Source organism: Bacteroidota bacterium (genome assembly GCA_016718825.1).
Lineage (GTDB): Bacteria > Bacteroidota > Bacteroidia > J057 > JADKCL01 > JADKCL01.
Window position 1 is genome coordinate 76,573 of the sequence record JADKCL010000067.1, and the last position, 22,408, is coordinate 98,980.

Annotated in this window: 21 protein-coding genes; 10 read left to right on the forward strand and 11 right to left on the reverse strand. The window is 51.7% G+C overall.

The features are described 5' to 3' along the window. Positions 1 to 2: 2 nt before the first annotated feature. Complete coding sequence (locus IPN95_30690; GenBank protein MBK9453682.1) at positions 3 to 1,619, forward strand: LysM peptidoglycan-binding domain-containing protein; 1,617 nt, start codon at positions 3 to 5, stop codon at positions 1,617 to 1,619. 15 nt (positions 1,620 to 1,634) lie between these two features. On the opposite strand, the gene IPN95_30695 is transcribed toward IPN95_30690, so the two are convergent. The 4 genes from IPN95_30695 to IPN95_30710 are packed head-to-tail and all read right to left on the reverse strand — an operon-like array spanning position 1,635 to position 6,138. Continuing rightward, positions 1,635 to 2,906: a hypothetical protein gene (locus tag IPN95_30695; GenBank protein MBK9453683.1), complete on the reverse strand. Its 1,272-nt coding sequence runs from the start codon at positions 2,904 to 2,906 to the stop codon at positions 1,635 to 1,637. 49 nt (positions 2,907 to 2,955) lie between these two features. Beyond that, positions 2,956 to 4,647: a hypothetical protein gene (locus IPN95_30700; GenBank protein ID MBK9453684.1), complete on the reverse strand. Its 1,692-nt coding sequence runs from the start codon at positions 4,645 to 4,647 to the stop codon at positions 2,956 to 2,958. Then, positions 4,640 to 5,389: a type III pantothenate kinase gene (locus IPN95_30705; protein MBK9453685.1), complete on the reverse strand. Its 750-nt coding sequence runs from the start codon at positions 5,387 to 5,389 to the stop codon at positions 4,640 to 4,642. The genes IPN95_30700 and IPN95_30705 overlap by 8 nt, the downstream gene beginning before the upstream one ends. Further along, positions 5,386 to 6,138 (reverse strand): biotin--[acetyl-CoA-carboxylase] ligase, encoded by a 753-nt coding sequence (locus tag IPN95_30710; protein MBK9453686.1) that lies wholly within the window; start codon positions 6,136 to 6,138, stop codon positions 5,386 to 5,388. Before IPN95_30710 ends, IPN95_30705 begins: the two co-directional genes overlap by 4 nt. Positions 6,139 to 6,180: 42 nt before the next feature. On the opposite strand from IPN95_30710, the gene rsfS reads away from it, so the two are divergent. Beyond that, positions 6,181 to 6,555, forward strand: a complete 375-nt coding sequence (gene rsfS / locus IPN95_30715; GenBank protein MBK9453687.1) for a ribosome silencing factor — start codon at positions 6,181 to 6,183, stop codon at positions 6,553 to 6,555. 49 nt (positions 6,556 to 6,604) lie between these two features. Next, a complete protein-coding gene (locus IPN95_30720; GenBank protein ID MBK9453688.1) occupies positions 6,605 to 7,882 on the forward strand; it encodes a hypothetical protein in 1,278 nt (425 codons plus the stop codon). A gap of 39 nt (positions 7,883 to 7,921) precedes the next feature. Here IPN95_30720 and IPN95_30725 read toward each other — a convergent pair whose 3' ends face one another. From IPN95_30725 to IPN95_30735, 3 genes are read right to left on the reverse strand one after another with little or no spacing between them, the layout of a single operon-like run. Continuing rightward, positions 7,922 to 8,719: an alpha/beta hydrolase gene (locus IPN95_30725; protein ID MBK9453689.1), complete on the reverse strand. Its 798-nt coding sequence runs from the start codon at positions 8,717 to 8,719 to the stop codon at positions 7,922 to 7,924. A gap of 8 nt (positions 8,720 to 8,727) precedes the next feature. Beyond that, on the reverse strand, positions 8,728 to 9,003 hold the full coding sequence (locus tag IPN95_30730) for an ATP-dependent Clp protease adaptor ClpS (GenBank protein MBK9453690.1): 276 nt from the start codon (positions 9,001 to 9,003) through the stop codon (positions 8,728 to 8,730). A gap of 14 nt (positions 9,004 to 9,017) precedes the next feature. Further along, positions 9,018 to 9,416, reverse strand: a complete 399-nt coding sequence (locus IPN95_30735) for a hypothetical protein (GenBank protein MBK9453691.1) — start codon at positions 9,414 to 9,416, stop codon at positions 9,018 to 9,020. Between the two features lie 3 nt (positions 9,417 to 9,419). Between IPN95_30735 and IPN95_30740 the strand changes: the two genes are divergently transcribed. The 7 genes from IPN95_30740 to IPN95_30770 all read left to right on the forward strand — a co-directional run bounded on the left by IPN95_30740 (position 9,420) and on the right by IPN95_30770 (position 16,391). After that, positions 9,420 to 10,658 (forward strand): MBOAT family protein, encoded by a 1,239-nt coding sequence (locus IPN95_30740; protein MBK9453692.1) that lies wholly within the window; start codon positions 9,420 to 9,422, stop codon positions 10,656 to 10,658. Continuing rightward, positions 10,658 to 11,938, forward strand: coding sequence for a hypothetical protein (locus tag IPN95_30745; protein ID MBK9453693.1), 1,281 nt, complete (start codon positions 10,658 to 10,660; stop codon positions 11,936 to 11,938). The genes IPN95_30740 and IPN95_30745 overlap by 1 nt, the downstream gene beginning before the upstream one ends. A 138-nt stretch (positions 11,939 to 12,076) precedes the next feature. Next, positions 12,077 to 12,970 carry a class I SAM-dependent methyltransferase gene (locus IPN95_30750; GenBank protein MBK9453694.1) on the forward strand — a complete coding sequence of 298 codons (894 nt, stop codon included), beginning with the start codon at positions 12,077 to 12,079 and terminating at the stop codon, positions 12,968 to 12,970. A 33-nt stretch (positions 12,971 to 13,003) separates the two neighbouring features. Beyond that, on the forward strand, positions 13,004 to 13,624 hold the full coding sequence (locus tag IPN95_30755) for a hypothetical protein (protein MBK9453695.1): 621 nt from the start codon (positions 13,004 to 13,006) through the stop codon (positions 13,622 to 13,624). A 90-nt stretch (positions 13,625 to 13,714) separates the two neighbouring features. Then, positions 13,715 to 15,115 carry a M20/M25/M40 family metallo-hydrolase gene (locus IPN95_30760; GenBank protein ID MBK9453696.1) on the forward strand — a complete coding sequence of 467 codons (1,401 nt, stop codon included), beginning with the start codon at positions 13,715 to 13,717 and terminating at the stop codon, positions 15,113 to 15,115. A gap of 120 nt (positions 15,116 to 15,235) precedes the next feature. Then, positions 15,236 to 15,952, forward strand: coding sequence for an FKBP-type peptidyl-prolyl cis-trans isomerase (locus tag IPN95_30765; GenBank protein ID MBK9453697.1), 717 nt, complete (start codon positions 15,236 to 15,238; stop codon positions 15,950 to 15,952). A gap of 139 nt (positions 15,953 to 16,091) precedes the next feature. Then, on the forward strand, positions 16,092 to 16,391 hold the full coding sequence (locus tag IPN95_30770; GenBank protein MBK9453698.1) for a hypothetical protein: 300 nt from the start codon (positions 16,092 to 16,094) through the stop codon (positions 16,389 to 16,391). A 61-nt stretch (positions 16,392 to 16,452) separates the two neighbouring features. Here IPN95_30770 and IPN95_30775 read toward each other — a convergent pair whose 3' ends face one another. The 4 genes from IPN95_30775 to IPN95_30790 are packed head-to-tail and all read right to left on the reverse strand — an operon-like array spanning position 16,453 to position 22,285. After that, positions 16,453 to 17,298 (reverse strand): hypothetical protein, encoded by an 846-nt coding sequence (locus IPN95_30775; GenBank protein ID MBK9453699.1) that lies wholly within the window; start codon positions 17,296 to 17,298, stop codon positions 16,453 to 16,455. A gap of 11 nt (positions 17,299 to 17,309) precedes the next feature. Then, entirely contained in the window at positions 17,310 to 17,789 is a 480-nt protein-coding gene (locus IPN95_30780) for a hypothetical protein (protein MBK9453700.1), read from the reverse strand. Positions 17,790 to 17,835: 46 nt separating this feature from the next. Continuing rightward, positions 17,836 to 19,227, reverse strand: coding sequence for a RagB/SusD family nutrient uptake outer membrane protein (locus tag IPN95_30785; GenBank protein MBK9453701.1), 1,392 nt, complete (start codon positions 19,225 to 19,227; stop codon positions 17,836 to 17,838). 13 nt (positions 19,228 to 19,240) lie between these two features. Next, positions 19,241 to 22,285 (reverse strand): TonB-dependent receptor, encoded by a 3,045-nt coding sequence (locus tag IPN95_30790; GenBank protein ID MBK9453702.1) that lies wholly within the window; start codon positions 22,283 to 22,285, stop codon positions 19,241 to 19,243. Between the last annotated feature and the right edge of the window lie 123 nt (positions 22,286 to 22,408).

Below are 22,408 nucleotides of genomic sequence, written 5' to 3' on the forward strand. Positions count from 1 at the left end.
GCATGAAAAAAATTCTCACTGCACTTTTTGCAGTATTGCTTTTTGGCAAGGTTTCCGGTTTCAATGAAATTCCGGAAAAGATGGAATACTGCGGAATGGAGCTTGTCATCGACGCAGATGCACGGGCCCTTCTCAGCGAATCCGTAACGAAAATCAAGCGCTACCCGACCTCATTCCAATCCATGGTGGATCGCGGAAATATCTTTTTCCCTTTTGTGGAGGAAGCGCTTTCCCTGCGGGGCGTTCCCGATGACCTCAAGTACATTGTGATCATGGAGAGCGCCTTTGTGGGTGATGCCGTTTCCTCATCCAATGCAGTCGGTTTTTGGCAGTTCAAGGAACAAAGTGGACGGGAATCCGGCTTGGTGATCGATGAATATGTGGACGAACGCAAGCACATTTTTTTGTCGAGTCTCGGCGCCGCAAAGTATTTCTATACCATTGCCCGCTATTTTGACAACTACCTTTTTGCGATCGTCGGCTACAACCGCGGGCCGGTAGGGGCCTTGCCATTTATCGTCAACGATGAACTCGGCAGTAAAAAGGTCAAAATCACCAAAGACACACATTGGTATGCGCTCAAGGCCATCGCGCACAAAATCGCCTACCAAGACGCCATCCACAAAGCTGATCCGCCAATGTGGTTGCAACCGCTGTCGACCAATGGGGAAACGGATGTCAAAAAGCTTGCCGATGCTGCCGGACTGTCCATCGACGATTTCCGCAAATACAATCTTTGGATCAAGGGCGCAAAGCTGCCTGAAGGAAAGTCGTTTATCTACTACGTGCCAAGGCAGGGAAAACAAGATTTGGCGGCCTTGCGTCATGTGCGTGGCAGCGCCGGCAACACCAAACAAATTGGAGGCGGGAATCCTGTCAAGGTGGAGGTGAAACCCAAAGCCAAGCCCGTTGTGGAAACGGAGGCAAGGGATACAAGACGATTCACCTACCTTGAGGCCAATCAAGATCCCCAATTGGGCGCAGAATATGTCCGCGTCAAAAAAGGGGAGAGTCTTGTCGAAATTGCCGTTCGCTACAAGCTGAAGCCCAAAAAGCTCAAGGAACTCAATGGGTTTTCAAACAGCTACCGTCCGCAGGAAGGGGATTTGGTTTACCTCAAAGCCGCAAAGTCGAGGTACTTCCACATTGTGCAACCAGGAGAATCGCTCGAAAAAATTGCTGTTCAATACGCAACTACCGTGGAAAAATTGCGTGACAAGAATCGGATGACAGGCAACAATGTTTTCGCTGGACAAAAACTGAGCCTGAAAAAGAAGGTCGCCAAAGGTTCCAAGCCGACCTTGTTGGCTGCTCCCTCCATCGAAGCGCCCTTGGAAGTGGAGGAAATTACCGAGAAACCTGTCATTGTGCCTGAAAAGAAGGTCGATGTCGTAATTCCCAATTCGGCTGGCTTGCTCGATGATCCGGCTGCTTATCGGTTGGCTGACTTCGAATCCAAATGGGTGACCCATACGGTTGCGCAGAATGAATCCGTCTGGAAAATTGCCAAGAAATATGGTGCATTTGCCGAGGTTGTCAAAAAGGTCAATGGATTGGCCAGCAATGAGGTTAAGCCCGGCACCGAACTCAAAATTCTGCAAGTCTTGGATCGAAAGTAAGCCGGCAGTTGCAGGCTATTTTACGCGCGTGGCCGTGCTCATCCAGCACTTGATCGGATAGCTGTCACCAGACTTCCAGCCTTGGAAGGAAGCCTCCTCGGTGGTCGGGCATTGTTGGAGATAAAGATAGTAGCGCTCATCGGCGACATCGGCATAGCTCGGATCTGATGACTTCAGTGTTTGGCAGAGGTCAATCAAAAGCCAAAACATGGACTTTCGCTCAAATTCGGTCATCACACAAGCATCACTCCCCTCCAGATAGAGGTTCATGAGTTGCACATAGGGTTCGCCCCATCCCGGGAGCAAGTGCATGGCCTCCTGAATATGTGCGCGGGCTTGCCGATATTCCTTTTCTGCGCGGAATGCCATTGCCAACTGCAATTGGTCATGTGCACGCAAGGCCACATTGCTTTCCAATGCAAAAGCTTCCTGCCAAAATTCCCTGCTCTTTTCAAATTTTCGACTGTTAAAAGCCTCGCTTGCGGCAAGCCGGTAAAGCCATGCATTTTTGGAATCCTTCAAAGCCACACCGAGCGCTTTGTCCCATAGGGATTGGGCATCGCATCCCTGGAGGCTGTACAAGATCAAAAACGTTTCGCAACCTTCAGCATTCAGCCTTTCTGTCTCCAGGCCTTCCGCAAAACTCCCGTGCAATTGGTTGCAGTCAGGCATCGAGGAGCGCATTTCCAATCGGATATGGGATTGCACTTTGGCCCACTCTTTTGCCTCTGTTCCCGTGTGGAGCTGTCTCCGCACAATTGTACGGTCAATGACAGCCCAATATTTGGCGGCATTGTTCAGGGTGATCAGGTTGGCTTTGTAATCCCGGGCCAGTGTATGAGCGGCCTCGGTGACAAGGTAGCTTGGTACTGTTTCAGGGGCAGCCGAGATCGCCTCGATGCTCCATCGCAGCACCAGCCTCCCATAAAATTGAGCTTGTGCTTGCGCGAAGAGTGCTTTGCGCAGTAGCCATGGTTGGGGTCCGGAGGGATCATTGGATTGTCCGATGGCGTAGATGCGCAGGAGCGTGTCGGCTTGAGCGCGTGTGCGTGCCGGGACTTGCCGTTCATAGTAGCCGTGCACTTCAGCAGCAACGAGGTAGGTCAGATTGCTGTCCAACTGCCAAAGGTCATGCAGCTTCTGCGGAACGTTGGTTTCGTCGGTCGCGGAACGGATATCTTGGAGGAGCTTCGCTGCGGGCGTTTGAGAATGAAGCCTTGTCGGCAAAGGGAAAAATGCCGTCAAAAGCAGGCCACAAAGAAGATACCATGGATTTCGGAGTGCCACGGTTGCAAAAGTAAGGATTCGCGCCGTGCAATGCCCAAATTGAGCGATATCAGTCGATGCGGCGCTTGATGAACCAGATGTCGTTGAGGTTTACACCCAATCGGAATTGGAAGGTCATTTCCTGCAGCAGGTTGCTTTCCAAGGTCCCACGGCGACTGAGATTGAAGCCGAGATTGATGCGGGAGTAGCTCTGCCCCAGTGGATTGTACAGGCCGATGGGTAGGCCAACGCCTGCCGTGATGCCGATCTCATTGATGGGGTTGCCCGACAAGGTCAGGAAGCTGGAATTGTAAAATCCTCCAAGGCGGTAAGCGACCTTCCGGAAAAACTTCGGGGAAGTCAGCTCAGGGATCCATTCGCCGCCGACGTTTACCCCCATCGAATTGTGGAGGGTATTGGTCTCGTCAAAAAACTTGAATTTTGTCCAATCTTGGAGGGTCACATCCGCACCGATCATCCATTTGTTGGGTTTCGCAAAGGTAAATCCGAATCCCGTTTTGCTCGGCAGTTTGACACTTCCCGTTCCGTCATACAGCGTATCGCGGATGCCACCATTGGTGTATCGGTAGAGCTGTGTGCCTTGCAGGGAAAAACCCGGGTCAAACGTTCCGCCAAGGCGTACCAAGTACCGCTTCGTTTTGATCGAAGTGCTTTCCTTTTTTCCGTCGGCGATGTCCTTGAGCTCTTGGTCCAAGGCTGCGACGCGCTGTGTGATCTTGTCCTGACGCAGCGCCAAACGTGATTGTGCGTCCGTGTTTTCCTTGCGTCGTGTTTTGATTTCGCGCAACAAGTCCTTCCGCTTTTTGTCGAGACGATAGATCTGATCCTGGGATTTTCCGATCTCCTTGGCGTTTTCGCGCTCGTTGGCCATCAACTGCTGCACGCTTGCTTCGAGCGTTTTCTTTTCGGCCTCCAATTCGTCGGCTTTGGCTTGTTTCCCACTTTCCCAAGCATCAATTTTTCCGGATTCTTTTTTCAATGCCTCCAATTCCTTTCCAAGAACGGCATGTTCGGCATTGAGCTCTTTTTTCAGGCCTTCGATTTCTTTTGAGCGCGCCACCTTGGCCTTGATTTTGATCGTGTCGCCATATTGAAGCCCAAATTGCGGGGAAAAGCCTTTGAGGGAGACGTTTTTCTCTGCGGTTCCAGTTTGGATGCTTCCATCGTCATAGTCCGACTCCCATTCGTAGGAATTGGACCCGAATGCATAGCTCAAATTGATGCCTGCCTGTACTCTTCGCAAGAAACGCACACCAAATCCGAAGTAAAGTTGATTCAAGCCCCCTGTTCCGGCGTATTTGGCCGTGAAGGCTTCATACGTGGTGTCGACGAGGATGGAGTCCCGCACCCGCACATCATACCCGAGCGAAGTGTAGGGAGCGATGCCGGCAACGATGCCAAAACCCTTGCGGTTGCTGAAGCCCAACTGCACATTGTGAAAGCCTGATGTACTCAAGCCCTGCTCGTTGATGTTGCTGCTTTGTTTGCTGTAGGTGGCAAATCCATTGAAGTCAAAAGTTGTCAACCGGAGGTCTGCATAGGAGGCTGGATTGAGCCGGTTGATCGAGGATTGGTCATAAGCGCCAATCCCGATGCGTCCCATGCCAAAGTTACGGGTGCCGGAAGTGCTGAAAATGTCACCCAAGCCATAATGCGAGTAAGGCGAAATGGCAACTTGGGAATGGGCTGCTGTGGCCATCCAACTCAAGGTCAATAAAAGCAGCGCAATTCTTTTATGCATGATCTCCAATAAGGGTATTGATGCCGTGTAGCAGCAAATTTGAATCGACAAAGGTGATGTTTTTCAGAAGATTTCCCAAGAATTCAGCGTCACCTCCTGTCAAAAAGACGGAAAGTGGTTGTGTGCTGAGTTGTTGGTACTGTGCGATGAAGCCTTCGATTTCCAAGACAATGCCATGGATCAAGCCCGAGCGCATGCAGGTTTCAGTGGTATCACCCACCCATTGCAGGGGCCCCTCGTGCGGGAGCAACGGGAGCGCGGCGGTATAATCGTAGAGCGCCCGGAAGCGGCTGCGCAATCCCAGCGAAATGGCACCGCCCAAATAGTCGCCGTTTGCATCCACGTAGTCATAAGTGAGGGCTGTCCCGGCATTGACCACCAAAACAGGTCCTTTTCCAGCACGTCGAAACCCTGCAACAGCGGCACAAATCCTGTCCATGCCCAAAGTTTGGGGCGTTTGATAGCGGTTTCCGATCGGCAGCGCGGTTTCCCGGCTGATGACCTTGAGCCGCAACCCGGGTTGCGCGGCAAGCAATATGTCGGTGGCCTTGACCATTTCTGCTTTACCTACGCTCGCCATTCCCAAATATTTTGAATGGCCCGAATACTGTCGCCAGGGTTCGGATGCCAGCACCGCTTGCGGGTAATCCGCATGCGGAAAGGCGGATGCGGCCAAAAGCTGATCCCCTTCGAAATATCCCAGCTTCACGCGGCTGTTGCCGATGTCGACGACGATGTTCAAAGCAGGAATTTGATTTCTTTCACGGCGTAAAAATACAGCTTTCCGCCTTGCTGCACAGCGAGTCTGCCATCGCTGTCCACGCCGACGATATGCACCGTCTGCTGCACGCCTGCGATTTCGACCAGCGTGTCTTCCTGATAGGCATAGAGATGTTGCAGATAGGCATGCTCGATGCCGGCATTTCGACCCGCCCGGATGGCCAGATAACCCGCTTCGATACGCTCCAAAAGCTGGGCAAGGACTTCTTTGCAGTCAAAAGTGAGGCCTTTGATCAATGCGAGCGAGGTGGCATGGCCATGGACGGAAGGGTCAAATGCGGTTTGGTTCACATTCAACCCAATGCCGATGATTGCCGAACGGATGCTGTTTTTGTCCAGACTTGTTTCAATGAGGATGCCCGATATTTTTTGGCGATCCACCAGAAGGTCATTGGGCCATTTGATTTGAACGGTAGACGCGGGAAGCAAGTTCGCGACAGTATCCCGCAGGGCGCAAGTCACAAGTTTGTTGAGCAAGAAAATCTGCCGTGGCGCAAGGAAATGCGGGTAGAGGATCAGCGAAAATGTGAGATTTTGACCGGCCTCCGCAGCCCAAATACTGCCTTGCTGCCCTTTTCCGGCGGTTTGATGCTGTGCCAATACCACCGTGCCCTCGGCAGGACGGTTGTCCAACAAAGCAGCCGCAAAGGCGTTGGTCGAGTCGACTTCGCCCAGTTCCACAAAATTCTTCCCGATGAAAAGCGTATTCAAAGCCAGAACTTCCCTAATTTTGCGGAAAGTTACAGGATTTGAATGAAGGTTAGCACGTTAGTCACAGCCAAACAGCTCGCAGATGCAGTCGTACAAGGATTGCAAGACAAAAAAGCCCTCGATATTGTCGTCATGGACCTTCGCAAGGTGCGCGGTGCCATCACCGATTATTTTGTGATTGCCTCCGGGACATCCGACAAACACGTGCAGGCCCTGGGTGACAGCGTTTGGACATTTTGCAAAGAGCATCTGCAAGACAAGCCGATGAACATTGAAGGCAGGCAGCAAGGCGAATGGGTTTTGCTCGACTATGTCAATGTGGTGGTCCATATTTTCTTGGAAGAGCGCCGGCAGTTTTACGATATCGAAAGCCTCTGGGGCGATGCGCCGACAGAGCATATCAAGCAGGCTTGGTAAGTCTGACAGATTCTGGTTCAAGATTTAGGTAGGTTAAAGTTTGCAAGGCATGCGGAATGTACTTTTTGCAGCGTTTGCCTTTGCGACCTTGTGGCTGTGCTTGAATTTGCATTCCCGGACGGGCTACTTCACCTACAAAAGCGAAATTTTCGGCGACAAAGCAGGGTATTACATTTACCTGCCTGCTACGTTTGTCTTCAAATTTGAGGCAAACCAAGTATCCGACACGCTCTCAGACGCTGTTGGAAATGGGTTTTTGATTCAGAACGGCAAGATTTTCACAAAGTATCCGATCGGGGTTGCCGTGATGCAAGCTCCTTTCTTTTTGGTGACCCATTTTGTGATTGCACCTGCGCTAGGCTATCCTTCGAATGGTTTTTCTCCTCCTTATTTCAAAATGGTCGATGTGGCAGCATGGTTTTACATGTTGCTCGGCTTGTGGATCATGTCCAAGGTTTTGGCGGTCTATTTCAAGCCCAAATTGGTTTGGATCGCCTTGGGTTGTTTCCTGCTTGGCACCAACCTCTGGTATTACTACGCCGTCGAATCGGGGATGTCGCACATCTATTCCTTCTTTTTGGTAGCTGCTTTGCTGAAAATAACGCAACGGATACATCAGAATGACAAGGTTGACGGCTGGCTTGCCTTTGGGCTCGGTGCGGTTGCGGGCATGTTGTTGTTGACTCGATTTACCAATGCCCTTCTGCTTCCGATTGTCCTGTTGTGGGAGGTGCGTTCGCTTGCCGAATTAAAACACCGTTTCAAATTGTTTTTGAATCCGAAGGCGATTGCACGGATTCTCCCCGTACCCGTTTTGCTGGCTGCCGTGCAAATGGCCTATTATGATTACCTCACCGGCACGCCTTTCCTGTACGCTTACGAAAAAGAAAGCTTCGATTTTCTGCATCCCAATTTGCTGCAAGTCTGGTTTTCCCCTCACAACGGATTGTTTGTATTTGCCCCGATCATGGTTTTTGCCTTGGTCGGTTTGGGGCGGATGGCCGTGAAGAAACTTCCCGGCGCTTGGGTGGGAATCGGATTGTTTTTCATTTCCAGCATTGTGTTTGCCTCTTGGTGGCAATGGTACTTCGGCTGCGCCTACGGTGCACGTTCGTTTGTCGAGTACTACCCCGTTTACATTGTCGGATTCGCCTATTTCCTGCAATGGTTAGCATCCAAAGCCTTGCTTTGGCGCGTTGCAGGCGGCAGTTTGATCGTTTTGCTTGTCGCCTTGACCTTCAAAAATGGCTATGTCTACAAACTCTGCTACGCAGGCCAAGGCGACTGGGACTGGAATTGGTTTTTGGATTTGGTGGGGTCGGTGTGAGCTCCGCTCACCCTTCGGATTTCACACTCACACTCACACTCAAATTCCCCGTTCTGCATTCTCCACCAAACTCAAAACAGCTGCGATCACCCTTTCAGGCGCTTCATACATTCCCATGTGACTGGCTTCAGGGATGCGATGCAGCAGCGCAAGCGGCAATTGTGCCAATTCCTGCCGGCTGCGCTCGGGACTCACGAGCCCGTCCAAGCCGCCCGTGATGTACATGACGGGCACCGCAAGCGCGCCCACGATGGCGCTTCTGTCCGGGCGGTCGCGCATCATGCGCAAGCAGGCGACAATGGCATCGGTATCGGTCGGCGCGGTAATGTCCGTGAGTTCCATCAGCCAACGTGGCTCGGGATCGTGAAACAGCGAGGCAACAAATGCCCTCAGAAACAATTCCTTACCGTTTTGCTCGACAAAAGCCATCGACTTGGTACGATTCTCCTTCCGCTCCTCAGCATCGCCCAACGCCGTCGAATGCAACATTCCCAATCCGCGCAAGCGCTCCGGAAATAGTTCTGCAAAGGCCGCCGCGACATATCCGCCCATGCTATGCCCGATCAGCACGCATTGCTCCACCTCCAAAGCATCCAGCAAATCCCGCAGCCAACAAGCAAAATCGTCCATGGTACGGATGCCTTTATCCCAAGGCGTACCACCATGGCCGGGCAGGTCGGGCGCCACGACACGGTAATCCGAAGTCAATTGGGGAAGGAGGGAATCAAAGATGAGATGGCTTTCGCAAAATCCATGCAACAACAGCACAACAGGTCCTTGGCCGATGTCACGGCAGGAAACCGATTCCAGAAAAGCTATGCGTTCGGGGGCTTGCAAGTGGTCGGTCAGAGCACTTCAACCGTGAGGCCGCGGTCGAGCAGGGCAATGCTGCGGTCAATCATGTCGCGCTTTTCGCCGCTTTTGACCACATATTTGCCTTTGTAGTGTACGATCATGGCACATTGCTCGGCTTGCGTCGGGGTATGGTCACAGATTTCAACCAATGATTGAATCACCCAGTCAAAGGAGTTGACATCGTCATTGAACAACATGATACTGTAGGTTTCCGTGACGACGGTTTCCAGTTCTACCACTGGCTGCACAAGCTCTTTCGTACTCATCTTGTTATCCGGTTCTAAATAGACCTTACGAATCTGTGATCAACGCTGTAATTGACCAAATATAGCAATAAAACAGGGAAAATTGCAAACGAATAAGCTGGAATTGTCACCAATTGGCAGTTGATCGGGCCTTGGCCACGAAGCAAAGCAGTTGCGCGGAAAAGAAATGTTGTGCAGGTTCCTCGCAAATAAATCCGTCTCGACGGACTATTTTCGAATTCTAAATCCGAAGCGTGGTTTTCAGCTCGATCATATTTTTGGTTTGGTTTCTGCCGATTTTTCTGCTGCTGTACAAGCTGGCGGATCGCCGGTACAAAAACGGATTGCTCCTTTTCGGCAGCATATTTTTCTATGCCTGGGGTGCGCCAATGTTCATCTTCGTTCTGTTGGGGACGAGTTTCCTTGATTTCCAATTTGTGGCTGCGATGTACCGTGCAGAGCGGATCAAAGCCAAACGAGGCTGGCTCGCTGCCTCCCTTTTTCTCAACCTTGGACTTCTGGCCTATTTCAAATACTGCAATTTTTTTCTGGAAAACCTCAGCGCAGTCCTCCAAAGCCTCGGATTGCAGACGCTCAGCTGGACATCCGTCGCATTGCCGCTCGGAATTTCATTTTTTGTGTTTGAATCGCTCACCTATGTGATCGACGTTTACAGAGGTATTCATCCGCCCTTAAAGCGGTTTTGGGACTATCAGATGTACATTCTCTATTTCCCGAAACTCATCGCCGGCCCGATTGTGCGTTACCATCAGATCGCTGACCAAATCGAAAACCGAGCGGAATCCAACGAACTTTTTCTCACCGGATTCTATCGGTTGGTGATCGGGCTGGGCAAAAAGGTGTTGATTGCCAATAAGATAGGCGTCATGATCGCGCCCTATTTTGCTGAGGATCCTTCGAAACTCACCGCTGGACAGGCGTGGATCGGCGTAATCGGCTTCATGATGCAGATTTACTTTGATTTCAGCGGCTACAGCGACATGGCATTGGGCCTGAGCAGGATGGTTGGGTTCCGTTTGCCCGAAAACTTTAACAACCCCTTCATTGCGGCAAGTATCACGGAGTTTTGGCAACGCTGGCATATTTCATTGTCGACTTGGTTTCAGATCTACTTGTTCACACCGCTTGCATTGCAATGGCGCAGTCTACGACGCCTGTCTGTCGTGCTTGCGATCGCTGTCACCTTTCTCGCTTCAGGGCTTTGGCATGGCGCCTCCTGGAACTTTGTGCTTTGGGGAGCATTTCATGGCCTGTTGCTGATTCTTGACCGCTTATTCCTTCTCAGGGTGTTGCAGCGGCTTGGACGCCTCACCGGTCTTATCTTCGTTTGGCTTGCGGTGACCCTGAGTTTTGTGATTTTTAAGATCGATGATTTGCCAAAAGCATTTCGTTACTATGGCACCATGTTCACGGGCGGTCACGGCATTCAATTCACGCCGACCTTGGAACTTTGGATCATTTTTGGGTGCGCCATCGGGTTGTCGCTGTTTGCGGCATTGCCAATTCTTAAGCGGGTTCAAGACAAGCTGTATGCTGAACAGCAGGGTTGGCTGGGGCACCTCCTTTTGTTTCCGGCATGCGTATTGGTGTTCATATTCGCGCTGAGTACTTTGAATTGGCTACCCTACAATCCATTTCTTTATTTCAGGTTCTGATGCAAAAAAGGCTGCCCCATATCTTGGTGATCCTGCTCTTTGGCTTGCTTTTTCTGCCAATGACACAGCTCGCTTTGAACCTCTTTGACGAGCCGAAGCTGGAGGGTATTGCCAAAACCGCTGTCTCTCCGACGTGGAGATGGAGCGACTGGATGAAGGGTTCCTTCCAAGACACACTCACAGAATATGCCAATCAGCACTGCGGCTTCCACAGCACGATGGTGCGGCTGAACAACCAATACTACTACACGGTTTTCAATACAGCGATCACCAACCATGTGGTGATCGGGAAACAAGGCTACCTATATGACAAAGCCCATATCGCTGCGTATACCGGAAGTGATTTTCTCGGAAATGATTCGATTTTGTCCCGTGTGGAAGCCATTCGAGATTTGAGAGAGATTTTGGGGAAGAAAGGAATCCGGCTCATGCTGGTTTTGCTGCCCGGGAAAGGGACCGGGGTGCCTGAATTTCTCCCGGAGGGTACGCCGCCTGCCGGTCAACAGACGAATTACAAAAGCTATCAGCGTCTCACAGATAGCCTTCAGCTTCCCACATTGGATCTCGTTGCCTGGTACAAGCGCCAAAAGGATGTTTCGCCATACCCATTGTATCCGTCGGGAGGTATCCATTGGAGTCAATACTGTGCGACGATCGCCGCAGACACATTACTCGGGTTCATTGAACAACAAATACAAACGCCCTTGAACCGCTTTGAGATCTCGGAAATAGAATATCCTGCGCAACCAAGAGGCGAGGACGGGGACATTGACCGTGGCATGAACCTGCTGTTCCCGAATTCTGGCTACCCGATGGCCTACCCAAAAGTCAAATGGAAGGGTATCGATCCCAAATTCAGTGTCATGACGGTTGGGGACAGCTACTATTTCAAGGCATTCACCGACTTTACTGGTGCGGCCTTCGCCAAATCCAGCTTTTGGTTTTATCACAATGAGCTCCATACGCTCGGCAACCTGGTCATTCGGTCAAATGATGAAGTAGACATCATACGGGAGATCGAATCCAATGATTTGATCATCCTTTATTGCGCTGACGCCAATCTAAAGCTTTTCAGTTGGGGATTTGTGGAAGATGCTTTGCGGGCCTATCGCGACCCCGTGCGACGGGAAGCCGAAATTGACGGGATTGTTGCTAACATCCGCAAGGATCCCAATTGGCTTCAGGTGATTCAGCACTTCGCGGATTCGACGCACCTTCCCTTGGATAGCTTGTTGCGAGCCAATGCAAGCTATGTATTTGAAACCGCGAGGATCCGGTGAGGCGAAGTTGGCAGATATCGATCTCCTGTTTTGTCTGCTGCAAGGGGATTTCCGAAGGAACTGAATTGCCCGAAGCCTTCAAAAATCAGCGCTTTTTGTAAAATTTATGGTAAAATTGCCGTCTCTCAGCTGATTTGCATGATCCACATCCTCTCTCCATCCGATTTCAAAGACTACGAATTGATCGATTCCGGCAAGGGCGAGAAGATCGAACGTTTCGGGAAATACACGCTCATCAGACCCGAACCGCAGGCATTGTGGAGTCCTGCATTGCCCGAAACCGAATGGCGCAAGATGGCCGATGCCAAGTTTGTGCAGGATGGTTCCGCCTCTGGCGACTGGGACCGCTACAACAAAACCATGCCCGACCAATGGGTCATCGGCTACAACCACGGCGAAATGAAGCTGCGATTCCGGCTGGGAATGACCCGGTTCAAGCATGTCGGCATTTTTCCTGAGCAGTCCGTGAATTGGGATTTTATTTTTGAGCGCTGCAAAGCTGCCGCACATGGCGGAAAAGTTCCCAAAGTGCTGAACCTCTTTGCTTACACGGGTGGCGCGAGCCTCGCCGCCAAATCGGGTGGTGCAGATGTGATCCACTGCGATTCGATCAAGCAAGTCGTGAATTGGGCCGATGCCAACATGCAATTGAGCAAGCTCGACGGCATTCGTTGGCTGGTGGAGGATGCCTTCAAATTTGTGTTGCGCGAGGCCAAACGGGGAAATCAATACGATGGCATTATTCTCGATCCACCTGCTTGGGGCCATGGCCCCAAAGGTGAAAAATGGAAGCTCGAAGACCAAATCGATGAACTCATGGGCCAAGTGGCCGCCATTCTTGCACCGCAAAAGAGCTTTTTGGTGATGAATGCCTATTCGCTGGGTTATTCGTCCTTGATCTTGGAGAATCTCGGCCGCAGTCATTTCAAGCCTGCCCATACCAAAAACCTCCAAATCGGGGAGCTATGCCTGCCCGAGCGATCCGGCAGGAAGTTGCCTGCAGGGATTACGATGCGATTGTTTGCAGGGTGAAACTTGCCTTCTGAAAAACCATAAATTGAATCCATGAACGAACGCCTCCACGGCTGGCTGGTACTGATCTTCTCCGCTGCATTTTTTGTATTGGACGGATTAATCGTGCTGGGCATCAGTGAATCGCGGCAGGTCGTGGTTTGGGCGAACAGTCTTTCGCTGGTTTCCGTCGTGGTCGGATTGCATTTCCTTTGGCGAACGGGGATTTATCAGCATTCGCCGCTCTCGAAACTGGCCAACTTTGGATTTGGTTTGGCGATTTTGTCCCAGCTGATGCGCATCATGCATTGGCCATTCGCAGACGTTGGCATCCTGCTTTCCTTTGCCGTGAGCCTTGTCGTCTACCTCATCCACTTCTATCTCAAAGGCCGCCGGAAACTGGGAGATATTCTCCGAATGCTGGTGATGGTCATCACCTGCGTGATGTTGCCTGCCTCGTTTTTGCATTGGATTTCGCCGGTGCAGGCCTATTGGGGCGTGATCGGGATCATCGCGTTGGCCATCCTTGAATACCTGCTCAATTCGCATAAGCCGGACGCCACCTACACCGAATACACCCAAAACAGCAATCCTTCACAGCCTGCAGCTCCCAAGACTGCCGGCTCCCAAGACGAATTGAAACAACGCTATCCGGAATTATTTGACGAGGAATAGGAGAGGTGGCGGCCAAAACGTCTGGATGTCCATTCATTGTAAGGCACGGATATCGCGGCTCGGATCGCATTTTTTCCTAATTTTCCATCCATGAAGCAACTTCTTTTTCTCGGTATGCTCCTTATCGGAGCGACGTCTTTGGCAAACGGGCAGACCAATTCCGATTCGTTGATGATCCGGAAGTTTTTTGATGCAGAGCTTACCCAAGGCACTTGCTACGAAAACCTGCGCCACCTCTGCAAGGATGTCGGCCATCGCCTGAGTGGAAGTCCACGTGCAGCAAAAGCCGTCGAATGGGCCTACGCTACCTTTCAAACGATGGGCTTGGACCGTGTCGAAAAGCAGCCGGTCATGGTGCCACATTGGGTGCGGGGCGAAGCTGACAAGGCGTTCTACAAAGGCAAAATGGGCAAAGTCACCCCGCCGATTCTCGCCTTGGGCAGTTCGGTCGGGACAGGGAAAAAAGGCATCACAGCGAATGTCGTCGAAGTTTTAAGCTTGGATGAAGTCAGAAATATGCCCGAAGGTGCTTTGAAAGGCAAGATTTGCTTCTATAACCGTCCGATGAATGCCAAGGAGCTCGATACCTTTGACGCCTACGGCGGCTGCGTCGATCAGCGCGGAAGTGGCGCAAAGGAGGCCGCGAAAAAAGGTGCTTTGGCCGTTGTCGTGCGCTCGATGACATTGCAACACGATGACCATCCGCATACGGGCAATATGGGCTATGAAGAAGGTGTTACCAAAATTCCCGCCGCTGCGATCAGCACCAACGGGGCAGATGCCTTGCACAAACACTTGCAGCAGGATCCGAATCTTGTTTTTACCCTTAACATGCAATGCCAATCCCTTCCTGATGTACAAAGCCACAATGTGATCGGCGAAATCAAAGGCAGCATGTTCCCTGATGAAATTATCACAGTGGGTGGGCACCTCGATTCTTGGGACGTCGGCGAAGGCGCCCATGACGATGGTGCAGGCGTTGTGCAGGCGATGGAGGTCCTGAAACTTTTCAAAATGGTCGGCTACCAACCCAAGCGTACGATCAGGGCCGTGGCCTTCATGAACGAAGAAAATGGCATGAAAGGCGGATTGGAATATGCAGCCCAAGGCAAGGCCAAAGGCGAAAAGCATATTGCAGCCCTGGAAAGCGACCGCGGCGGATTTGCGCCGCGCGGGATTGAAATGCAGGCGAATGCAACCAACACCAGCTTTGCCATGCGGTATTTGCCGCTGTTTGTACCTTATATGATGCACAACATCCAGCCCGGCTACGGCGGCGTCGACATCAGTCCGCTGCGGGCGCAGGGCGCCGGATTGTTTGGCTATCTGCCTGATTCGCAGCGCTATTTTGACTATCATCATGCGGAAACCGACGTTTTTGAGGCGGTGAACCAACGTGAACTGGAAATGGGTGCTGCCGCCATGGCGGCTTGGATCTACCTCCTGAGCGAATATGGCATGCCCAGCAACGAGGCCTATACTCCCAAATAGGAATCGCTGAATTCTTGGTTTGAAATTAGAACTTGCTTATTCCAAGCGGAATCCCGTAATTTGCAGCGCATTTTCAAAAAAGAAAAACTCGCAAGAAGGATGAAACAATTGACTTATGTAATGATCCTAGCGTTGGCTGTACTGTTTGTCGGTTGCGACAAATCAGGCGCTGATGGAGGCGATGCCTCGACGCTCAAGGATAGCAAAGACAGCGTAAGCTACGCCATCGGCTATGACATCGGCAAAAACTTTGCCACCCAAGGTGTCGAAGTAAACATTGCCGTATTTGCAAAAGCTTTGGAAGAAGGCATCGCAGGTACCGCACCTAAACTTGATGAGCAAACCTCACGCAACGTGATGATGGCTTATCAGCAGGAGCTTCAAAAGAAGCAACAAGAGAAGCGCGCTGCTGAAGCTGGCGAAAACATCAAAAAGAGCAACGATTTCCTCGCAGCCAACAAGGCCAATGCAGGTGTCATCGAATTGCCAAGCGGCTTGCAGTACCAAGTCATCAAAGAAGGAACAGGCAAGCAGCCTACCTTGGATGATCAGGTTACCACCAACTACCACGGTACTTTGATGGATGGTTCTGTGTTTGACAGCTCACGTGAGCGTGGCGAACCTGCAACTTTCCCATTGAAAGGCGTGATCCAGGCTTGGCAGCAAATCCTTCCGATGATGAAGGAAGGCGCGAGCTACAAAATCTGGTCCCCACCCGCACTCGCCTACGGCGAATACGGTTCACCACCCAAAATCGGTCCTAACGTCGCCCTCGTATTCGAGATCGACTTGATCAAAGTCCTCGGCCCAGCCGACGCAGCTCCAGCCGTACAGTAAGTACAGCCTACGCTGACAATAAAAACTCCCCGGAAGACGTTGTTTTTCGGGGAGTTTTTGATTTGCGCTGATGGGTTCTCGTCTTGCATCCATCATCCTTGAGGATTCCCCACAAATTCAAATTATCCTTCATTCAACCATGCTCGCCGAAAAAGATCAGCATCCCACCGCCCAAGTTGCCCGAATCATCTGCTATATCACCATGGCAACGGTTACCATTGGGGTATTGCTGCTCTACGGGATCTATTTTGACGACTTGTCGGAAACCGAACTTGTGCAAATCAGCTTCCTTTGGGTGAGCTTGATGGGATTTGGAGTCGGTGGATTGTTGCTTGCCTACAAAGGCGTCGGTGCGGCGATCGGAATTGGTTTAGTGATCGCCTTGGCGTTTTTCTTGGCCTTGCAGACGTTTTATTGGACCCTTTGGTCTGCTTTGTAGGTAGCAAAAAAACGGCCGACCCATATTGAAACAGGTCGGCCGCAATCCAAATTTCTAAGACTCAATTACAACGGAAGTGATACTGGAAGTATCCATCCACCGCATCGTTGGAGGTGGATACGACCTGTTTCATGATTTGCAGGTAAACGTAATCCAGCGTCTTGCCAACTGGCAAGTTGAAAATCTTCTCCGGCCAGATACTCCACGTGTACATGGTGCCGTCCTGTGTCATTTTCAAGTCTGGGTTGTTTCCCACTTGTGAAAGCAAGGAAGGCTTGTATTCAACACCGTCGGTGTCATAGGCGCGTGCATAGACATACAAGTCCCCTGGATTTTGCATCGAGACTTTCTCCTCGAGGCTATTGTCATAGCGCAAAGAGAAGATGTCGTCTTGGCGCAAGGCAACGGAGTCGCCATCTTGCACATCAGGAAAGGAAAACACCTTCCTTACAAGCGGCCCTGGCGGATTGACTTCAACGCTCAAGTCCTCAGTTTTCCATTCGTTTCCGGCAGCACTGCAATCGCCGCCGCCGCCGCCATCCAATGCCTTTGCAAGGAAGAAGATGTCGTTGTCATAGACATCTTGGGCTGAAACACCATAAAAATCAGTCGGCAAAATGGTGATGCTCCAGATATCCGGGCTTTCATTGACGAAGGCATGATCCGTGTTGCTTGCGCTCCAAGTGCCATTTCCGCCCACAGGGTCCACCGGCTTCCACGTCCACATGTAGAGCGGACCGGGATAACCGACGAGTCGGCTGCAATCCATTTTGGTCAAGTCGATGTAGATCTTGACCGAATCTGAAGGACTTGTCACCACCGCGGGCTCGGTCCAGACTTTTTGTGCCCATGCAGTTTGCAGCAAGAGGCCCAGCAACATGCCAGCAAATACGATTGTCTTTTTCATCATTGCCTCCATTAGTTACGTGCAAACTTGAATTGATAGATCACCGAAACCGTCGTGCCGCAGGAGCGCTCATACTGCACCTCCAAAAATTCGTCTTGCGGGCGAATGGTATGCAGCAACTTCAGATCGTACTGTGCGGTACCGTTGTTCATTGTGATCAAGGTCGGATAGTCGACATTGTCAAATGCCCACGAGCCTGCATTGCCGAGATAGTTGGGGCCGTCTTGCGGCACAAACGTATACGTCAATGCGTCTTTGTCAAAGCTGATCGTCGGAGCGCCGCCACCAGTAAAGACACTTGTGATGTCGAGGCTGTTGCCACTGCCGATCACAAACGGATCGATTTGGATCACCTCGGAAAGCGTAAACGTACCGTTGATCCCATCGAGCTTGCTCCCCGGAGGGTCCAAGACCAGATCTTCTGGCTTACAGGCTGCCAAACCGACGCCGAGCAAAAGCAAAAGCGTCCAAAACTTGATTCTGCCTTTCATATTCTTTCTTTTCAAGCTAAAAAGTTAGCGAAATCAATGATCAATTTCAATTGCATCCCCCTTCAGGATTCAGGGCGATGGTCGGGTTGCCGGAGCGTTCCTCATCGGGAAGTTGCACCATCATGCCATTGCAGTCCCAAGGAGAACCGTTGATGAGCAATGCCGGACTGTCATGAACGCCCTGCCTGCGCAGGTCGTGGAAGCGGTAGCCTTCGCCGACCATTTCCAAACGACGCTCGTTGCGGATGATGATTTTGAGCGAAGCATCATCCAAGCCCGGTGTCACATCGGCCAAGCCTGCACGGTTGCGGATGGCGTTCACGTCGTCTTCAGCCTGTGCGAGGTTGCCCAATTCGGCAGCGGATTCCGCGCGGATGAGCAACATCTCCGCAAGGTGGAGGAGCGGGACATTGAACCAAGTCTCATTGAAGCGGGTAAGCAGGACCAATTCGTTGGTTTGACCAGCATTGGCGAGTACGTAGTAGCTCTTGCCACGCAAGTCGTTGGTGTCGGCGGTGGCGGTGAGGTACAATTCATTCGAGATGCGACCCGAAGGCGGATTGGAGAGATTGGTCGAACGGTAAATTCCACCCAACTCTGCACCCGAATTGTTCAACGAACCCGTGCTGATCAGATTGAAGATGTTTTCAGTGTTGATGTTGGAGGTAAATCGTCCCATCACACTGCTGTCCAAGACAAATCCGCCGCCGCTGATGACTTCGTTGGAGTAGTCGTAGGCAGCCTGGAAATCATTCATCTGGAAATGAACCCTTGCCAAGTAGGCTTTTACCGCCCAAGAGGTTGCGTAGCCGCCATTGTTGGCTGGCAACACATCCTTGGCATCTTCCAAATCTGACAGGATCTGAGCATAGACTTCCCCGACCGTGGCACGTGGGAGTGCCTCTTGGCTCGCTTGAATGCGCAATGGAATCCCGTCATGCGAGTTGTCGCTCGTGAAGCCGTAAGGATTGGCAAACATGCGCACCAATTCGAAGTGGCCGACAGCGCGCAGGAATTTCGCTTCTGCAGTCGTCCTGGCCTTTTGGTCGGCGCTCAAGTCGGCAACCAGATCCATGTTTTCCAGCAGCACATTGCAGCGGTAGATCATGATATAGGGTTCGCTCCACATGTCGCGGGTCTCTTGGTTGAAGATGCCCGTGTTGTGTGCGTAGTAGCTGAGCCAGTTGCCCGACAGCGAACGGCCGTCGCGGTCATCGCCCATCAGATCAGAGAGGTTGCGGATTTTGCCACCCATGAACTTGGCGGAGCGCAACACGTCGTAGCAGCTGTTGAGCAAGAGTTGCACGTCGCCCGGTGTTTTGAGCGCGTCTTCTGTCGGAATTTCACCCTCCGGTGGAATCTCCAGAAATTTCTCGCAGGAGGTCGCCCCGATCAAGAGCATGAGGCAAAGCAGGATATTAATGCTGAGTTGTTTCATTGTCTTGTGGGAATTAGAATTGAACATCGACACCAAGTGATACGGTGCGCTCCTGTGGAGGCGTCAAGTAGGTGACGTTGGGGCTGATGTTGCGGCCCTGTGGTCCATTGTGGTCACGCACGATCTCGGGGTCGGAACCGGGATACTTGGTGAAGGTCAAAAGGTTCGTGGCGCTGGCATAGACGCGCAGCTTGTTGATGAACCATTTCTTCTCTTGCGTGATCTTGAAGTTGTAACCGAAGTTCACATTCTTCAAACGGGCGTAGCTGGCATCGTAGAGGAAGAGTGTGCTGTTGTAGTTCCACTCGTTGTCCAAACCATAAGTGGCCGGATCAAGTGTCAAGCGAGGATACTGTGCATCCGTTTGGCCGGGGGTGGTCCAGCGGTTGATGATTTCCTCGCGCATGTTCCAGTTGCTCACGACACCAAATTGACGCTTGGCAGCATCGTCATAGATTTTACCACCGATGGTGAAGGTCCAGAAGATATTCAAGTCAAAGCCTTTCCATTCGAAGGTGTTGCGGAGGCCTCCTTGTGCTGCGGGCTGCACGTTGCCGACAACAACGCGGTTTTCGGTGCGCCATTCCATGGTTTCGTTGCCAGCGGCATCCAAATAAACCGGCTTCCCGGTTGCAGGATCGACATGGCTGAAACGTACGAGGTAATTCACACCGACAGGGTAACCCGGTACAACACGCGTATCCCCGCTGCCTGAAAGCGCGTCAGGAGGCGTCGTGCCAACGTCTACCACCAAGTTGCGGTTGCGGGCAATGTTGAGGGTCGTCTTCCATTTTAATGCGCCGGTAAGGTTGTAGCTTGTGATACCGAGCTCAACACCACGGTTGCGGATGTGGCCGATATTCTGCCAGTATTCCTTGAAACCTGAAGAACTTGGCGAAGAAGTGCGCAAGAGCACGTCGCGTGACTCCTTGTTGTACACGGCAAATTCACCCGTGATCCGATCGTTCAACACGCCAAATTCAAAGCCCGCATCCACCGTTTGCGTGGTTTCCCAGCTGAGGTCGGGGTTTTCCAGACGAATCGGGAAGATGATCGAATCGCCGTTGTATTGGATGTTGTTGTCGCGACCGGAGAATGTGCCGAAACGCAAGAAGCTCGGGATGTCGGCGTTGCCGGTGACACCAAAGCTTGCCTTGAGCTTGAAGAAGTTCACGGCCTTGCTCAGCTTGTCTTTCCAGAAGCCTTCTTCCGAGATGATCCAAGCTGCGCCTGCAGCAGGGAAGTAGCCATAGCGGTTGTTGCGTCCAAACTTCGAACTGCCATCCACGCGCAAAGAGGCTTTGAGCACATATTTATCATTCAGCTGATAATTGACCCTGCCGAATGTCGAAACAAACGACCAAGCATCCAGCGGATAGTCCGTTTCGATCGTGTCGCTGTTTTCAGTGCCTTCCCAATCCAGGTAAAGCTGATTGTCCACGTCGCTCACCTCCATGTAACCGCTTGTGCGCTTCATTTTTTGAGCTTCGCCGCCAGCCATGAGGCTCAACTTGTGGTTTTTGGGCAGCATGTTGAAGTCGTATTTGGCCGTAGCATTCGTGTTCCAATTCACGATGTTATTGTGCCAGTTTTTTCCGATCACGTACCAATTGGTCCAGAGGCTGTCTTCGAGGTAATAGTCACCCAGATTCATATAATCCAAGCTGCCATTGGCACTCAAGGTCAAATTCTTGATCGGGGTATATTGCAGATTAACGGTGTTGATGCTGCGTTTCTCGATGCTGCGCCAGTCAATCTGAGTGCGGCGGTTGATCGGGTTGCCGCCACCAAATGCGCTGTTGGAGGTTTCTTCGTTGAAATAAGGCAATGCATTGGACTGCGCCATTCCCAACGAACCGTCCCAAGCCTGACCGATCTTGTTGTTGCGGCCATAAGCACCGGAGGCGGAAACGCCCAACTTCAAATTCTTGAGGATGTTCCAGTCAATGTTCACGCGGCCGGTGTAGCGGCGATAGCTGTTGCCGAGGAGGTAGCTCTGATTGTTCATTGCCGACAAGTTCACATAGGTCTTGAACTTTTCGGTTCCTTGCGTCATCGAGAGGTCATATTCCTGCTTGACTCCCGTACCTGTTGTCAAGTCCTGCCAGTCGGTCGTGCCGTTCGCGAGGGCTGAATCCACGCTGAATCCACCAGGCAACACCGCGGGTTGGCCCACGTTGCCATCGTTTTCCCAGGCTTCTTGATAGAGTTGCACCCATTCAGGGGTGTCGACAAAGCGCTGCAATTTGGCTGGGCGTGAGATGCCTGAGCGTGCCGAAAGGTTGAAGGTCGGCTTGCCGGTCTTGCCACGTTTGGTGGTGATCAAGATCACGCCATTGGCGCCACGCGAGCCGTAGATGGCAGCAGCGGCTGCATCCTTCAAGATCTCAATGCTCTCGATATCGGCTGGATTGATCGAGGAAAGCGGATTGTTGTTTTGTCCGCCGCGGTCGCCGCTCAAAAACGGATCTTGCGTGATCGGAATTCCGTCCACGACATACAACGGGTCACCGCCAGCGGAGACAGAGCCGGATCCACGAACGGTAATCTTGGCACCTGCGCCTGCAATGCCGCTTCCTTGGATCACTTGAACCCCTGCGGCCTTGCCTTGCAACGTCGCGTCAAAGCTCGTGCCCGGGATGTCATTCAACTCCCTGGAGGTGATCTTGGATACGGAGCCGGTCATGTCGCGCTTGCGCTCCGTGCCATACCCGACAATGATCACATCATCCATGACTTTGAGTTTCATCCCAATGTCCACAACCATTTTCTCACCGGCAGTCACGGCCAAGACCTGTTGGAACTTGTCATAACTGACGTAATTGACCGAGAGCGTGTAGTCTCCCGGCTTCACACCGTCAATGGTGTAGTTGCCATCGCCATCGGTCATGGCGCCATAGTTCGTACCTTCCAGCACAACCGTTGCGCCCGTCAACGGGGCTTTGTTTTCGTCCAGAACCACCCCGGAAATCGTCGCATTTTGAGCGGCGAGCCATGTGGTTCCTCCTAAGGCAAAAAATCCTACAAGGAAAAATAGTCTTCTAGTTAATGTCCTCATCTGCATACCAATAAGATGTAGCGGGAATACGTGGGACTGCCAAATTAAAAAAATTATTAATAAGTGTCACTATGACACTTATATATTTCGGAACAGGAATATTCCCGTTCCGATTTTGGAATA

Coding starts and splice junctions, on each gene's coding strand:
- IPN95_30690 (MBK9453682.1), top strand. CDS start 3: ATGAAAAAAATTCTCACTGCACTTTTTGCAGTATTGCTTTTTGGCAAG.
- IPN95_30700 (MBK9453684.1), bottom strand. CDS start 4,647: ATGCATAAAAGAATTGCGCTGCTTTTATTGACCTTGAGTTGGATGGCC.
- rsfS (MBK9453687.1), top strand. CDS start 6,181: ATGAAGGTTAGCACGTTAGTCACAGCCAAACAGCTCGCAGATGCAGTC.
- IPN95_30720 (MBK9453688.1), top strand. CDS start 6,605: ATGCGGAATGTACTTTTTGCAGCGTTTGCCTTTGCGACCTTGTGGCTG.
- IPN95_30730 (MBK9453690.1), bottom strand. CDS start 9,003: ATGAGTACGAAAGAGCTTGTGCAGCCAGTGGTAGAACTGGAAACCGTC.
- IPN95_30745 (MBK9453693.1), top strand. CDS start 10,658: ATGCAAAAAAGGCTGCCCCATATCTTGGTGATCCTGCTCTTTGGCTTG.
- IPN95_30750 (MBK9453694.1), top strand. CDS start 12,077: ATGATCCACATCCTCTCTCCATCCGATTTCAAAGACTACGAATTGATC.
- IPN95_30755 (MBK9453695.1), top strand. CDS start 13,004: ATGAACGAACGCCTCCACGGCTGGCTGGTACTGATCTTCTCCGCTGCA.
- IPN95_30760 (MBK9453696.1), top strand. CDS start 13,715: ATGAAGCAACTTCTTTTTCTCGGTATGCTCCTTATCGGAGCGACGTCT.
- IPN95_30765 (MBK9453697.1), top strand. CDS start 15,236: ATGATCCTAGCGTTGGCTGTACTGTTTGTCGGTTGCGACAAATCAGGC.
- IPN95_30770 (MBK9453698.1), top strand. CDS start 16,092: ATGCTCGCCGAAAAAGATCAGCATCCCACCGCCCAAGTTGCCCGAATC.
- IPN95_30775 (MBK9453699.1), bottom strand. CDS start 17,298: ATGAAAAAGACAATCGTATTTGCTGGCATGTTGCTGGGCCTCTTGCTG.
- IPN95_30780 (MBK9453700.1), bottom strand. CDS start 17,789: ATGAAAGGCAGAATCAAGTTTTGGACGCTTTTGCTTTTGCTCGGCGTC.
- IPN95_30785 (MBK9453701.1), bottom strand. CDS start 19,227: ATGAAACAACTCAGCATTAATATCCTGCTTTGCCTCATGCTCTTGATC.
- IPN95_30790 (MBK9453702.1), bottom strand. CDS start 22,285: ATGAGGACATTAACTAGAAGACTATTTTTCCTTGTAGGATTTTTTGCC.